Below are 15,325 nucleotides of genomic sequence, written 5' to 3' on the forward strand. Positions count from 1 at the left end.
GCAGCTTAGACACCTCCACCACACCGGAGGTCTTCGCCATGATCAAGCCCCGCCAGCTGTTAACAACGCTCGTGATCAGTACAGCTAGGGCATGTAGGGCAACTTGAAGCCAAGCCGCCGAGAAGTTTCCTCGTACAGTCCAAGCAACTCCTCAATTGCTACTTTCACTTCTTCCAAAGGAAAGCGCGCTTCTGTGATGTCGCCGTTATCGAGAGAGTTGGCGAGTTCTTGTAGGGCCTCTTGGAGGATCTTGAGGGAGTCTCCCTGTATGGCGGCGGCGGGAAAATTCCTGCCCTCCACCTGAATGATGGCGTAGTTTCCCTCGACCGCCAGAAGACGGCTTCCGTTCTCATGATGCTGCATTATTTACCTCTGGGGGTGGAACAACACGTAAGGCTCGGTCTCCACCAGCTCGCCGGTGAAAATGTCCTGCCTTCTTCCCCTGCCGAGAGATACATCCGCCTTTGGCAGAGAGCTTGAGATCCTGCTTTTTGTTCGGGCATTTATTCCTGTTATTACATAGTCCCAGTCTGATTCTGCATGATATCCGCGTGGATTGCTCTCCGATCTCGGCCCCTTGACCCGACTGCCGACAACCGCGATGCTCACACCTCTACTGTTAGCGGCATTCTGGATTCGCGTCATCTCAGACACTGAAATACCCTCAAGTGAGGCTCCATTAGCCACAATTGGTTCGCATGAAGAATTGTGGGCTAGTACAGCAGTGCCGCCCGCCAGCACATAGTACGTGTGGAGGTCTTCGACCGTCAGGTTGTAGGTTTTGGCGTGCTGGTCGAACGGGTGGTTCGACGTCAGGATGGCCGTTGTTCCCTCAGCTGTCAGGAGCGACATTCCGGGCTTCAGGTCGCGGGCTTCCAGCCAGGCGTTCTCGGAGGGGGACCAGAAGGGGTGCTCGTGGGTTGCGGTTAGTTCTTGGACTCCCTGTTCGGTGGCTATGGAGAGCTTGTTGAACTGTTTGTCGTCCTCCGTGACGATGACGCGGGTAACTGCGCGCTTGCCGGTCTCGCCGGAGCGGGGGTCGGTGGCGAGTACCTCGTCACCGAGCCTCACGTCCTCGATCTTCTTCGTGCTTCCGTCGGCCATCAGGACCTCGGTGCCGGCCAAGAAGCACTTGCAGCCGCCCTGCCTGCCAGTCGGGATCTTTCCGCGGTTGTCTGCCTTCCACTTCGGGGAGGCGCCGTTGATGTTGACGTTCTCGCCGAAGCCGAGGCCGTAGACCGCTGAGACAGCGTCGCCGTGCTGCTTCACGTACCAACCCAGCTCCTCGCAGCCGAGCTGGTCGCAGGCGTCAATCATGGCCTGCGTCTTGTTGATCCAGTCATCCTGCTCGGAGAAGCCGAGGTGGAACTTCTGGGTCTCCTTCAGGTAGTGCTTGATGTAGATCTGGATGAACTTCTGCTGGTTCTTCTTCGGCAGGCGGATGGACAGGCCGTAGTCGTTCTCCAGCAGGGTGGGGCGACGGTACTTGTTGTACGTGTAGTAGCTGCCGGTGATCGCCTTCGGGCGGGCCGGGTCGTCCACGTCTAGGTTGTCGTCGCGGGGGTTGTAGTGGCCGCCGCAGAGGCCGTGGTAGCAGTCGGTTTCCTGGAGGCCCGAGGCGTCGCTGAGGGAGACCGGGTTGTTGCTGGAGTAGACGTAGCCGTGCATCTGCTGCGACTTCGTCAGGTCCATGATCGGGTCGACCGAGACGAAGCGGCCGATCAGCGGGTCGTACTCGCGGGCGCCGAGGTGGGTCAGGCCACTGTCGGTGTCCTTGGTTCCGCCGACGAAGCCCTTGTCGCCCGCCCAACCGGTGGGCTTGAGGCCGCGCTCCTCGCCGAACATGCCCGTCTTGCGACGGGTGACGGTCTGGGTGGCGTCCGCCGTGATCTGGGCCGTGCCGGTGCCGTGGTGGTCGGCGAGGAGGAACGTCAGCTTGCCGTTCTCCCGCATCGCCACGCTGCCGTAGTAGCGGGTGCCCTTGACGGCCCCCGACTTGTCCTGGCGGAGTTCGTTGCCACCGGGGAGGTAGAGCGTGGTGCCCGTGGAGTCCTTGCGCAGCAGGCGCTGGCCGGCGGTGTCGTAGAGGAAGGTGCTGCTGGACGTGCCCTGGTCGAGGGACTTGAGGTGGCCCTCGACGTCCCACGTCAGGTACTGGGTCTCGGCGCTCCCGCTGGTCTTGCGGGTCTTGGTGTTGCCCGAGGCGTCGTAGGTGAACGTCTCGTCGTGCGGGTCGGTGCCGGTCTGGGTGACCTTCGGCAGGTCGTGCTTGCCCGCAGTGGGAGCGGCGTACGTGCGGACCGTGTCCGCCGTCGGACCGGAGGCCGTCTTGTGCTTGGTCTCCGTCTTGCGGTTGCCGACCGCGTCGTAGGTGTACGACGTCCAGTACGGGTCCTCGCCGCCGATCACGGGCGCCGACGGTGTCGGCGCGCACGTCTCGCCCCTGTTGGTCCACGCCTCCGAGATGCGGTTGAGGGAGTCGAGGGTGACGCACTGGGTGTCGGTGGTGCGGGTGGCGTCCTGGCCGTAGGCCGCTGCGATGGACGTGAGGCTACCCGCAGGGTTGTAGCCGTACTTGGTGTCCTCGATCCGCTGCGGGGCGACGTCGCGGTCGGTGAAGACGCGGGTGACCTCACCCGTGTGCTCGTCGTACTCCGTCGTCCGGTACAGGCGCTGGCCCGCAGCGCCCAGCTCCTGGCGGATGCCGCGGCCGTAGTGGTCGTACGTCATTGCCGTGACCAGGCGGCTGTTGCCCGCCCCCATGCTGTTGAGGAGGCCGGAAACCGACTTGTACGTGTTGCCGACGGTCTCCGCGGGCAGGTCGCCGATCGCCGGCTGCTTCGTGGCCAGGGGCTGGCCGGTGAGGTTGTAGCTCTGGGTCCACTGGTAGGTGCCCGCCAGAGCCCCGGTGTCGGGTGTGGCCGGGATGGTGACCTTCGTCGTCAGCGGCTGGTACAGGTCGTTGTAGAACAGCACCTCCGACTCGAAGGCCTTGCCGTCCACGTAGCGCGTCGACTTCGTCGTCTGGCCCTTGGCCACCGTGTCGTACACCGTGGACGTGAGCGTGGTCGCGCCCTGCTTGACCGCGGTGGGGCGGCCGAGTTCGTCGTAGTCGGTGTGCAGGGTGATGTTGCGGGCGTCCGTGATGTCGGTCGGACGGCCGCCCGCGTCGTACGCGGTCTTGGTGACTCCCTTGTCCGGGTCGGACGACTCGATCTGCTGGCCGCTGACGTCGTAGGTGTACGTCCACTTCGCCGAGCTCGGGTCGGTGACCTGGGCGAGTCGGCCGGCCTTGTCGTAGGCGTACGTGGTCGACTGCGAAGCCGTGCGTGCGGGATCCGTGTACTGCTTCAGCTCGACCGTGCGACCCAGGGCGTCCACCACGGTCGTGGACACCGTGCCACCCTGCGGGGGGACGACCGTGGTCGTGTCACCCGTGTACGTCGTGGTCGTGCGCTTGGTCTCCGTCCCGAACTTCCTCGCGATGACGGCCGTGGCACGGCCCGCACCGTCGTACTCGGTGTCCGTGGACGCCGGGTAGGCGGTCTCCTGGCCCGTCACCAGTTGTGCCGAGGGAGCCCCGTCGGCGTAGTAGCTGCCCGAGGTGCGCCACGCCTGGCCGAGCGTGTTGTAGAACGTCTCGGTGATCAGACGACCCACCAGGTCGGGGGACTGCGTCTGGGTCTGCCGCTCGCGCAGCAGGCCGTCCTGGATGGAGTAGGCGACCGCGTACTTGTAGTCGTGGGTGAGCGACTTCGTGGTGACGACCACCGGGCCGTCGTTGCGGATCAGGTAGTCGAAGCTGCGGGTCGGAGAGTCCGGGTTGGCGGCCACGGGCCGGTTCGGTGCCCAGACCTTGGCCACGCGGCCGAGCGCGTCGTACTCGGTGGTGGTCGCCTTGCCGTTCGCGTCGGTCACCTGGCGGGGCTGGGCCCGCAGCGGGTCGATGACCGAGGTGGTGACGTGTCCCTTGGGGTTCGTCACGACCAGGGACGTCGGGGCCTCACCCGTCACCGGGGCGTAGACCGTCGTCGTGACCTGCCCGTACGGGTCCGCGGAGGCCAGCTGGCGGCCGTGGACGTCGTAGCAGAGCTGGTTCTTCGCGGTGCCGCACGTGCTCGGCACCGAGGAGACGAGGTCGTAGCCGTCGCCCTTGGAGTTGATCGTCTCGATCTTCGTGGGCAGGCCGGGTCCGGGGACGGCGCCCAGTGTGCCGTTGTCGAAGTACGTCCGGACGTCCTTGACGACGTCGGTCGGCCGGTTCACGGTCGTACCGCACGGAACGGCGACCGTCTCCACCCGGTTGATCCTGTTCAGGATCCAGGTGTCGGTGTTGCGGGCGTAGGAGGTGGTCGTGCACTTCTCGTCGCCGGACTTGGCCGTGTCACCGGTCTCCGAGACCGAGTCAATCATGCCGTAGTCGTCGAAGTGGCTCGTCGACTCCACGGTGCGGACGCCGCCGGTCACCACCGTCCGGGTGGACTGCTTCTCCGTGCCCGTCTTGTACGCCACCAGGTCCGGCAGGCCGGTCCGCTTGCGGGTGGCCACTGCGGCCGAGCGCCACGGGGTGGAGGAGGTGGCGGTCACCAGCTCGGCGATGTCGTCACCGTTGTAGGTGGCCGTCTCGCGCGGCATGCCCGCGAACTCGTCGCGGTCGACCACTGCGACGCCCGCCGAGTCCTTGACCTCCTTGCCGTCCAGGCCCCGGAAGTAGCGGGTCTCGGACAGGGTCTTGCGGTCGTTCGCGGCGCCCGTGCGGGTCTGGACCCTCTCGTAGCCGCGGGCCACGGAGTGCACGCGGTCCTCGGCCTTGGTGAACTCGTCGTTGCTCTTCGCCCAGGCGGCGCCGCCCAGGTAGGCGTACGAGGTCACCTTGTCGGGGGAGTCGGCGAGGTTGTCGCCCTCGACGACCTGGGTCACGACATAGCTGTTGAACCAGTCCAGCTTCGCCGTGTCGCCCTCGAAGGCCCACTTCACCGGGTAGCAGCGCGTCGTGTTCGTCTCGTCGGGCTTCGGGAGCGTCGTCGCCGTGCACTCGGGCTGGGAGTACGTGACGCCGATGGTGCCGCCCGTCTCCGTGGTGACCTGGTACACGCGCAGGCGGACGAACGGGGCCAGGCCGTCACCGGTCTTGTCGACGCGGTTCGGGCGCTGCTCGCCCGCGAACGTCACCGGCGGCAGCGTGATGTCCGGGCCGTCGCCGGCCTTGCCGGTCCGGGTGATGGACTTCAGCCACATCGGGGTCGAGATGCCGTCGCCCGAGGGCGGGAAGCTCTGCTGCAGGGACCAGGAGTCGACGTCCTGGTACAGGCCGCCGGTGAGCAGCCGGGTCTTGATGCCGGTCAGGCGCATGCGCGACCAGAACGTCGGCGAGTACCTGTCCTTGCACTCCGTCGAGCCGTCCTTGCAGAACAGGTCGTACGGGGAGTCCGGCCAGTTCTTCGCGTTCGTCTCGTCGAAGGTGCCGCAGCCGCTCAGGCAGCGCTCGTCCACCTCGAAGAGGACCTGGCCCGCAGCCTTCGCCGTGTAGACGGAGTCGGAGCGGAGACCGTAGTCGATGTGGTCCAGCCAGCCGCCGCGGACGTACTGCGTGACCGTGGCCTTGCCGGTCGTCGACGACACGTTGCGGCCGTAGTTGTTGGTCTCGGTCCTCCAGTAGTACGCCATCGCGTCCCCACCGGGGGCGACCACGTAGTCCAGCTGCCAGCGCCAGGCCTGCTGGCACCAGGCTGAGGCGAAGGAGGAGTTGTAGCAGGGCTCTCCCGCCTGGTTGCCGAAGACCGGGACCGTCCACGCCGAGTTCGTCGTCGGCGTCGTGGCGTCCTTCCACCCCGGCAGGCGGTTGAGGCCGAAGTAGTACTGGGTGCCGTCGGTCGTGGTGACCTTCCAGTGCTCACCGTCGTTGTCGCCGTTGGAGGCGCCGGTCAGCTTCTCGACCTTCTCGCCCGAGTCGGACGCCGGGTGCCAGCCCTTGTCCTTCTCGAAGACCAGCTCGGTCGACTTGCCGCCGAGGGACAGGGTGGCGTTGTCGTTGAACCAGCAGAGGTCGCCGACCTTGGTGGTGTTCGTGCCGCCGGTCTTGTCGTCCTCGCAGGACTTGTACTTGCGCTCGACGAAGCCCGGCTCCCAGGCCCAGCCGTCACCGATCCAGGAGGCCTGGTTGTTCGAGGCGGACGTCCGCCCGTCCACGCTCTGCGAGGAGTAGCCGAGGGAGATGCTTGGGTCGAGGCCGCCGGGCACGGTCGGTACGTCGACCTTGTACGACCAGGAGAACGCGCCGGTCGAGCCGCCCGCGTTCCAGGATCCCGACGGCTGGAGGGACGTGGCCTTGTAGTCGCCCGTCGAACCGGCCGCACCCGCCGTCGCGGCGAGTACCGTCGCTCCCGAGGCGGCTGCTGCGGCGGACATCGCCATCTTCGCTGACTTCGGCGCGGACCCGGCACCGCCGGCGGTGGTGACCTGGGCGGACACCTTGCCCTTGGTCGTGTCGTTCCGTGTCGGCAGCGGCTTCTGCGTGCGGCATTCGGCCCGCTCGGGGGTCGTCAGCGCGCACGCCGGAAGTTCCACCAGGTGCAGGCGGGCTGCGTAGTCGCCGCCGTAGGCCTGGCGGAACGCGTTGTAGTCCACCTCGACCTTGGCCGGGACGGCGCCGGCGGGCCCGTCGGTGCGCGTGAGCGACATCAGGACGCCGTCGACGCCGGCCTTGCGGGCCGCGTCCTTGCCGGTCAGGGAGACCTTCACCCGACCCGGATCGTCGACCCCGGCCGTCGGGGCGGCCTTGAGGAGCGCGGACTTGGAGAAGCCCGCGTCCGCCGGGGCCAGCGAGACGGGTAGCTTGCCCGCCGGGCCGCCGGTGGCCAGGGACACCTCGCCCGAGCCCGCGGCAGGCCAGTCGGCCTTCGGCTTGTCCTTGGAAGCCCGGGCGGCCGCGTCCGGTCGTTTGGCACCGCCGGTGGCCACCTTCGTGACCTTGACCGCCTTCGGCTGCTTGAGTCCAGGCAATGGCGGGCCGTTTTTGGCCTCTGCCGCTACGGCTGCACCGGGCAGCACACCGGCGAGAACAACGGCAGCCAATGCTGCCGAAAATCCTCGCACGCGAAATCTTCTCACACCCCACCCCAATTGCTGTTCTGAGAAATAGGCGAGCGCAGACTAACAGGGTCGCCCGACAAGTCGGACACTTCGTCAGATCTCTCAAATCCCCTGCGATGCCATCCAAGGAATATAAAGGTGATCAAGTGCCCCAATGTCGGACATCGATGCCACGGATGCCTCGAAGGTGCAGGTGGGGGCGTGGTCGGCGTGTCGGTCAGGGCCGGTAGAGTCGCGCCGGATATACCTGGGCTTTATGTGTGGGGGTTTGTGTGAGCAGAAGGAGATCCCGCCGGGGTCTGCGCGGAAACGGCCTTTTTCTGGCCGGTTTCTCGCTGGTCCTCACGGGGGGAATAATAGGTTCCGGATTGGCTGGCGCGGCCCCTCCGGCCGCAGCGGCGGTATCGACCGATCCCGTGGCGGACGGCTCTATGAGCAAAGAGGACTTCGCCCTCAAGAAAGCGAAAGAAACCGGCCAGCCCTATGAGCTGGTTTCGGCCCGTACTCCGTCATCGGACACGTGGGCCCTGCCGACCGGCAAGTGGACGGTGAAGCGCTACGGGACCACCGTGCGCGTGCGTCGCGGTGCGGCCTGGGTGCCGGTCGACCCGACGCTGCAGTTCGCGGCGGACGGTGCGGTCGTCTCCAAGGCGGCCCCCGTCTCCGTGAGGTTCTCGGGCGGCGGCACCGGGCCGCTGCTGTCCGGGGTGAAGGACGGCCGTACGCTGTCCCTCACCTGGGCCAAGGCGCTGCCCAAGCCGACCCTGGCCGGGAACGTAGCCACGTACGCGAACGTGCTGCCCGACGTGGACCTCCAGCTCAAGGCGGAGGTCGAGGGCTTCTCGCAGCTCCTCGTCGTCAAGACGGCGGCCGCGGCGAAGAACCCCGAACTGGCCACCCTGAGGTTCAAGCTCGACACCGTGGGCCTGAACGTGTCGACCGATGCCGGTACCGGCCTGATCAAGGCCGCGAACCCCGTCGGCCAGACCGTGTTCACGGCATCCGCCCCGATGATGTGGGACTCGACGACGACCGCAGGCGCCGCTACCGCTGCGGCCGCTCCGCAGGCGAAGGCCGGTGCTGCGCGCGCCGCGGCCGCCGACGGGGGCGCTGTGCCGGCACCGGCCGACGCGTTCGTGGCGCCGTCCGGGGCGAAGAACGCGCAGATGCCGACGACCGTTGCGGGCGGCAGCCTGGAGATCAAGCCGGACCAGTCCCTCCTCGCCGACAGCTCCACGAAGTACCCCGTGTACATCGACCCGTCGATCGCCTGGGGGGAGCGGCAGAACTGGGCGTGGGCCTACCGCGCCTGGCCCAACAAGTCGTACTGGAACACCAAGGAAGACGTCCGCGTCGGCTACGAGAGCGAGACCAACGGTCTCTCCCGCTCCTTCTTCCAGCTCGACACGTCCAACCTGAAGGGCGCCAAGGTCACCAAGTCCACGTTCCGCGTCAAGGAGACGTGGGCCTGGTCCTGCACCAAGACGCCCGTGGAACTGTGGCAGACGGGTCCGATCTCCCCGTCGACCACGTGGAACAACCAGCCCGGCAAGGTCCGCCGGATCGACACGGTTACCGACGCGAAGGGCTGGGGATCGTCCTGCGCCGCGGGCAACCTCGAGTTCGACGCGACCAGGGCAGCACAGGAGTCGGCCGCCAACGGCTGGTCCTCCGTGACCCTGGGCCTCTACGCGCCGAACGAGGGCGACGTCTACCAGTGGAAGCGCTTCGACCCGAAGACGATCACGCTGGAGACCGAGTACAACAACCCCCCGCACGCCCCGGCGGGCATGGGCACGTCGCCGTCCACCTCCTGCACGGAGGGAGGGCTGATCGGCAACGCACGGATCAGCCTGTTCGCGACACTCGACGACACCGACGGCGGAAACCTGCAGGCCGAGTTCGAGCTGTACAAAACCGGCCAGGCCACCCCGATCGCGAAGCAGGCGGTTCCGGCGCTCAAGGGCAGGGTCGTGACCTGGTCCGTCCCCGACGACGCCCTGGCCGGCGGCACCTACTCGTGGCGGATCCGGGCGAAGGACCAGGACGAGGCCTCGTCGGAGTGGTCCGCCTCGTGCTCCTTCGAAGTGGACCGCAGCCGGCCCAGCACGCCGCCCGTGGTGGGTTCCGCCCAGTTCCCCGACTGCTCGAAGAGCTGGCCGGCGTCCACGGGCAAGGCCCGCACCCCCGGTACGTTCACCTTCGGCGCCAACGGCGTCACCGACGTGAAGGAGATCTGGTACTACTCCGACTTCGACTCGCGTCTGCGGTCGGTCGTACCCGGGGCCAGCGCCGTCCTCGTCCCGCCCGGCACGGGTCCGCACCTCGTCCACGCGTACAGCGTCGACAAGGCCGGCAACCGCTCCGACACGAGCACCTACCACTTCTGCGCGGCCCGCACCGCGACCGTCGACGGTCCGGGTGACATCAACGGCGACGGGTTCCGCGACATCTGGTCCGCGGACGCCAAGGGCCAGCTCTATGCCTACACCGGTCAGGGCAACTCCAAGTTCACCGCGTCGGCCGCCTCCCAGGGGCTGGCCTTCACCGGGGCCCGCGTCGCCTCCCTGGGCGACTGGGACGGCGACGGCTCCAACGACCTCGTGTCGCTGCAGTACGTGGGGAACGCGCAGAAGAACAAGCTGTGGGCCTACTCCAACGACGGCCTGGGCACCGTGCACAACCCCATCGAGCTCGAGGTCGACTGCCCCGTGAAGAACCCGGCCGAGGGCTGCGACTACGGAGACGACTGGAACGGGAACGACCACTGGTACAACGCCGAACAGATCGTCACACCGGGTGACCTGAACGGCGACTCGGTGGCCGACCTCCTGGTCAGGCAGGGCAAGCAGCTCTGGGCGTACTTCCCGGACATCAACCAGCTCGCCGGAAGCGGCGAGCCGGTCCTGGTCGGCAGCGGCGACTGGGACCGGTTCACGGTCATCGCGCCCGGTGACCTCAACGGGGACGCAGTCCCCGACCTCTGGCTCCGTGACAACACCACCGGTGATCTGTTCCGCTCCCACGGGACCAAGGGGCCGGACGGCAACCTCGACCTCACCACCTGGGGCAACGCAGCCACGCGGGTCAAGATCGGATCAGGGTTCGGCGAGGCCGCTTACCCGACGATCGGGTCGGTCGGCGACATCACCGGCGACGGTCTGCCGGACCTCTGGGCACGCAAGGCCGACAACAAGGTCTCCGGGTGGCCGGCCAAGGCACCTGACGCCACGGGTCACTCCTTCGGCGCCGAGTTCGTCATAGACACCCAGCAGGCCCACGTCACGGTGGCCGGCAACGAGGTCGGCAACCCCCACGACCGTGTCCGCTGGGCAGACTTCGACGGTGACGGCAAGCTCGACTACCACCTGTTCGGCGAGGACGGCTCCCTCTCCGTGTGGGTGAACTACGGCGGTGACACCAACGGCGGCTGGAAGTGGCTGGGCAAGGTCTTCGACGCGACGCGCGACGAACGAACCCGGGTCCGGCTGGCCGACTTCGACGGCGACGGCAAGGCCGACTACCAGCTCCTCAACCCCGACGGCTCCCTCACCGTCAAGCTCAACCAGGGCGGTGGCATCAAGGGTGGATGGAAGGACATCGGCAAGGTCCACACCGGACCGGCCATCGATCCCACCATGGTCCGGCTGGCCGACTTCGACGGCGACGGCAAGTCCGACCGCTTCACGTTCGGAGACTCCGGCGAGGTGACGGTACAGCTGAACAAGGGTGGCGACGGTGCGGGCGGCTGGCAGGCCCCCGCCAAGGTCACCACCGGCCTGACCGCCGACCGTGCAGCCGTCCGCTGGGCGGACTTCGACGGTGACGGCAAGGCCGACTACCACCGCATCAAGCCCGACGGCGGCGTCGAGGTCCTCCTCAACAAGGGAGGCGACGGCGCCGGGGGCTGGCAGGCCCTTGGCCAGGTCACTGCCGGCTTCACGACCAACCACCAGCTGGTGCAGTTCGGTGCCTTCACCGCGGACGCGAACGCCGACTACATCCTGGCCGGAACGAACGAGAGCGCGAAGGTCTACGCCTGGAACGGCGGCGACAAGGCCAGCACCAACGGGTGGATCCCGCTCGGCGTGGTGAAGGCCGGTGCCGACACACACCCCGCTCCCACGGGGGCGTTCTTCCACTCGATCCGGTCCACTGCCGGGGACTGGGCCCCCTTCAGCCCCCTCGACGGAGTCGGCAGCGCCGGCTACTTCCAGGGAAGCGAACAGGCCATCACCACGACCCCTGACGGATCAGCGCAGGTACTTGGCACCGGAATCGACGGCAAGCTCTATCACCGAGCCCGCTACACGACCGGTACCTGGACCGCTTGGGGTGCCGTCGACGGGACGGGCGGCTCTTCCACCTGGACCTCGAAGGAAGAGGCCATCGCGGGCATGCCGAACGGCGACGCGCAGGTCATCTCCATCGGGGGCGACGGACGGATCTACCACAACGCCAGGTTCCGTGACGGAACCTGGCAAGGCTGGAACCCGGTGTCGAACTGGAGCGCCCGCGCGGTTGCCGCCACGGGCATGCCGAACGGCGATCTCCAGGTCGTGATCACCGGGCTGGACGGCAAGCTCTACCACAACGCGCGCTACGTCAACGGCGGATGGCAGGGCTGGAACACCATGAACGGATACGGCGGGGCTCCCAACTTCGTGGCATCCTCGGTGGCCATTGCGGGCATGCCGAGCGGCGACGCCCAGGTCGTGGCCGTGGGCAACGACGGCCGTCAATACCATGACGCCAGGTTCCTCAACGGCAGCTGGCAGGGTTGGAACCCGATCGGCGGAGTGGACGGTGCCACCAGTGTGGCCATCACGGGGATGTCCACCGGTGACGCGCAGCTGGTCTCCGTGGGACCCGACGGCATTGCCTACCACAACGTCCGTTACGTGAACGGCTCGTGGCAGGGCTGGGTGAAGCCGGGCTTCGACGCGGCTCTGGCGGGCATCGCAGGATCCCGCACCGGTGACGCGCACGTGCTCGTCACGCACCGCTGAACCCTCCACGGCACGCCCGATCGACCGGCCCGGACTGTTCTCAGTCCGGGCCGGTCCCTTTGACAGGGTGCCCGTCAGGGCGCGGCGCTAGCCCGGCGGGTGCGGACGAGGAAGGACTGCACCCGGGCGTGGTCCGGTGCCTCCGGGAGGGGGGTGGTGGTCAGGGCCGCTTCGGACTCCTCCGTCAGGCGGGTCATCCAGGACTCCACCTCCGGCCAGGTCAGTTCGCCGTGCTTCAGGGCGAGGAGGCGGTCGCGGTGCGGGGTGGCGTCGATCGTCAGGCGGCCCGTGCGGAGGAGGTCGCGGCAGGACAGCAGCAGCCGGACCAGGTGCATGGCGTGCTTCCAGCGCGGGGCGCCGTGGATGCGGACGTCCGTCCGGAGCTTCGCGTGCTGCGAGGCCGCGTACCGGGTGAAGGTGGCGTGGGCCCGGCGGGAGAGGAACGCCTCGCGGAGCGAGAGGAGCTCCTCCCCGACCGGGGTGAGGGTCTCCACGAGGGGGGAGTGCAGGACCTCCAGGATGTTCGGGTTGGCGCGCAGGGCGAGCTCGCACAGCCGCTCCAGCTCCCAGCTGAACTGCTCCTCCCGCGGACCCTCCACGTGGGTCGGCGGCTTCTCGAAGCGCCAGAACAGCGGCGTCGGGGCGAGGTACACGCCGCGCCGGTCGGTGTCGCTCGACTCCGTCGCCAGGCCGAACGCCCGGGAGCCCATGACGCACGCGTAGACCGTGTGGTCGCGTACGAGGGTGTGCTGGTCCATTCCGGGAGGGTATGCGTCCGGGCGCCCGTCCCGCGAAAGGATTAAGGAGGCGGGGTCAGGCCAGGGTGATGGCGCCCGACGGGGAGACCGTGATCTTCTTCTGGGCCAGCGGGCGGGTCGCCGGGCCGTGCACCACCGCGCCGTCCGACATGTTGAACCTGCTGCCGTGACAGGGGCAGTCGATCGTGCCGTCGGCCACCTTGTTCACGATGCAGCCCTGGTGCGTGCACACCGCCGTGAAGCAGCGGAAGGTCCCGGCCGACGGCTGGGTGACCACCAGCTTCTTGGCGGTGACGACCGTGCCGCCGCCCACCGGCACCGCCGATGCCTGCACGAGCGCCTCCGACGCGTCACCGCCCGTCGTGGGCGATGCCGCGGGCGTGCCCTCGGGGGCGGGGGTGGCGGCCTCGGGGGATTCGCCCTTCGGCGGGGTCTGCGCGGACTCCTCGCCGTCGCTGCCGCAGCCGGTGAGGGCCGCGCCGGACAGGGCGGCGACGGTTCCCGCCGCCAGTACGGTGCGTCGGGACGGGTTGCTCATGCGGTGCTCCTCGTTCAAGGCCGCGGCGGGTGCCCGGGCGCCGGACGGCCGGGGTCGCCGGGTGCGGGGTGGGGTTCGCGAGGAGCATCCTGGCGCGCGGCGGGCCCGGGTGCAGCCCGCCGCGCCGCCGGATCAGGCACCCGGTTCCCACGGGGCCAGCTCCGCGGGGCCCCCGGCCGGGCGGACCACCTCCCAGAGACGGATCACGGCCGCCCGGTCCAGCGGGCCGTGGACGTGCGGGTAGCGGCCGCCCGATGCACCCTCCCGGCTGACCTCCGACGTCAGGGCCCGTTCGTCCAGTTCGACGGCCAGGAGCGGCCCGGGGACGTCCCGGTAGTGCGCGTCCGCGATCGCGAGCGCCGTCGGGCGGTCCGCGGAGCAGTGCACGAACCCCTCGGAGTCGAGGGAGGGCGGGGCGTACGGGAGGTCGGGTGCCGCGGTCCAGTCGGCGAGCGGGACGATGTGGAAGATCATGCGGATCGTTCTACCGCAGCCCGCGCCCCCGATCCGCCCGTGACGCGGCACCGCCGCCCGCCCCCGCCCGCGTCCCCGTCCCCGTCCCGCCTCCGCCCCGCCCGCCTCCCGCCCTCGTCCGTCGCGCCGGGCCCCACCCCGCCTCGATCCGTTCCGCTTTCCGGTACGGCGCGGGCGCTGGCTAGGCTGGCCCTGACGTGCCGTAACGCAACACCGCCACCCCTGGAGCGCCCGTGAGAACCGCCGCCGTCATCGGAACCGGCCTGATCGGCACCTCCGTGGCGCTCGCCCTGTCCGCCCGCGGCATCGCCGTCCACCTGGCCGACCACGACCCGGCCCAGGCCCGTACCGCCGCCTCCCTCGGCGCCGGCACCGACAAGGCGCCCGACGGCCCGGTCGACCTCGTCGTCATCGCCGTACCGCCGGCCCACGTGGCCGCCACCCTCGCCGAGGCGATCGGCCGGGGCCTGGCCCGGGCGTACGTGGACGTGGCCAGCGTCAAGGGCGGGCCGCGGCGGGAGCTGGCGGCCCTCGGCGTGGACACCGCCGCCTACATCGGCACCCACCCCATGGCCGGCAAGGAGCGGTCCGGGCCGCTCGCCGCGACCGCGGACCTCTTCGAGGGCCGGCCGTGGGTGCTGACCCCGACCCGGGACACCGACCACGAGGTGCTGAACCTGGCGCTGGAGCTGGTCGCCCTCTGCAAGGCCGTGCCCGTCGTCATGGACGCCGACGCGCACGACCGCGCGGTCGCCCTCGTCTCCCACACCCCGCAGCTGGTGTCCAGCATGGTCGCCGCCCGCCTGGAGGAGGCCGACGAGACCGCCGTACGCCTCTGCGGCCAGGGCATCCGGGACGTCACCCGGATCGCCGCCTCCGACCCGCGGATGTGGGTGGAGATCCTCTCCGCGAACCCGGGGCCGGTCGCCGACGTCCTCGCCGGCATCGCCGCCGACCTGGACGCCACGGTCGAAGCGCTGCGGGCCCTGGAGTCCGCCGACGTGGAGCAGCGGCGCGACGGCGCCTCCGGCATCGAGGACGTGCTGCGCCGCGGCAACACGGGCCGGGAGCGGGTGCCCGGCAAGCACGGCTCGGCTCCGATGGCGTACGAGACGGTGGCCGTCCTGATCAGCGACCAGCCGGGCGAGCTCGCCCGGATCTTCGCGGACGCGGGCCGGGCCGGGGTCAACATCGAGGACGTCCGGATAGAGCACGCCACCGGGCAGCAGGCGGGCCTGGTGCAGCTGATGGTGGAGCCGCGGGCCGCGGCCGCCCTCACGGCCGAGCTCCGCGACCGCGGCTGGGCCCTGCGCCAGCAGTAGTCACCCGCGCCACGCCACCCGCGACCCGCGCCACGCCACCCGCGGCCCCGGCGGTCGCCGAGCAGGAGTCACCCGCGGCTTCGGGCCCGCCCCGGCCGGGCTCCCCGCCCCGCCCCCCCGCCCGGGCTCCGG

The 15,325-nt window shown here is 69.1% G+C and carries 7 protein-coding genes; 2 read left to right on the forward strand and 5 right to left on the reverse strand.

The features are described from left to right. Positions 1–84: 84 nt before the first annotated feature. Complete coding sequence (locus ACSHWO_RS26300; RefSeq protein WP_438315500.1) at positions 85–363, reverse strand: DUF6959 family protein; 279 nt, start codon at positions 361–363, stop codon at positions 85–87. A gap of 3 nt (positions 364–366) precedes the next feature. Beyond that, positions 367–7,002 (reverse strand): polymorphic toxin-type HINT domain-containing protein, encoded by a 6,636-nt coding sequence (locus tag ACSHWO_RS26305; protein WP_438315503.1) that lies wholly within the window; start codon positions 7,000–7,002, stop codon positions 367–369. A 521-nt stretch (positions 7,003–7,523) separates the two neighbouring features. On the opposite strand from ACSHWO_RS26305, the gene ACSHWO_RS26310 reads away from it, so the two are divergent. Next, a complete protein-coding gene (locus ACSHWO_RS26310; RefSeq protein WP_438315506.1) occupies positions 7,524–12,101 on the forward strand; it encodes an FG-GAP-like repeat-containing protein in 4,578 nt (1,525 codons plus the stop codon). Positions 12,102–12,175: 74 nt separating this feature from the next. Here the strand turns inward: ACSHWO_RS26310 and ACSHWO_RS26315 are convergent, their stop codons facing one another. The 3 genes from ACSHWO_RS26315 to ACSHWO_RS26325 all read right to left on the reverse strand — a co-directional run bounded on the left by ACSHWO_RS26315 (position 12,176) and on the right by ACSHWO_RS26325 (position 13,871). Continuing rightward, entirely contained in the window at positions 12,176–12,859 is a 684-nt protein-coding gene (locus ACSHWO_RS26315) for a nucleotidyltransferase domain-containing protein (RefSeq protein ID WP_438315509.1), read from the reverse strand. Positions 12,860–12,914: 55 nt separating this feature from the next. Next, positions 12,915–13,397, reverse strand: coding sequence for a Rieske 2Fe-2S domain-containing protein (locus tag ACSHWO_RS26320; RefSeq protein ID WP_438315512.1), 483 nt, complete (start codon positions 13,395–13,397; stop codon positions 12,915–12,917). Between the two features lie 132 nt (positions 13,398–13,529). Continuing rightward, positions 13,530–13,871, reverse strand: a complete 342-nt coding sequence (locus tag ACSHWO_RS26325; protein ID WP_361097968.1) for a DUF952 domain-containing protein — start codon at positions 13,869–13,871, stop codon at positions 13,530–13,532. A 233-nt stretch (positions 13,872–14,104) separates the two neighbouring features. Here ACSHWO_RS26325 and ACSHWO_RS26330 point away from each other — a divergent pair, with 233 nt between their 5' ends. Beyond that, on the forward strand, positions 14,105–15,193 hold the full coding sequence (locus ACSHWO_RS26330; RefSeq protein ID WP_385849156.1) for a prephenate dehydrogenase: 1,089 nt from the start codon (positions 14,105–14,107) through the stop codon (positions 15,191–15,193). Positions 15,194–15,325: the final 132 nt, after the last annotated feature.

It is taken from the genome of Streptomyces pallidus (ex Mingjun et al. 2026) (assembly GCF_051550185.1).
In the GTDB taxonomy this organism is placed as follows: domain Bacteria; phylum Actinomycetota; class Actinomycetes; order Streptomycetales; family Streptomycetaceae; genus Streptomyces.

Coding starts and splice junctions, on each gene's coding strand:
- ACSHWO_RS26320 (WP_438315512.1), bottom strand. CDS start 13,397: ATGAGCAACCCGTCCCGACGCACCGTACTGGCGGCGGGAACCGTCGCC.
- ACSHWO_RS26310 (WP_438315506.1), top strand. CDS start 7,524: ATGAGCAAAGAGGACTTCGCCCTCAAGAAAGCGAAAGAAACCGGCCAG.
- ACSHWO_RS26315 (WP_438315509.1), bottom strand. CDS start 12,859: ATGGACCAGCACACCCTCGTACGCGACCACACGGTCTACGCGTGCGTC.
- ACSHWO_RS26325 (WP_361097968.1), bottom strand. CDS start 13,871: ATGATCTTCCACATCGTCCCGCTCGCCGACTGGACCGCGGCACCCGAC.
- ACSHWO_RS26300 (WP_438315500.1), bottom strand. CDS start 363: ATGCAGCATCATGAGAACGGAAGCCGTCTTCTGGCGGTCGAGGGAAAC.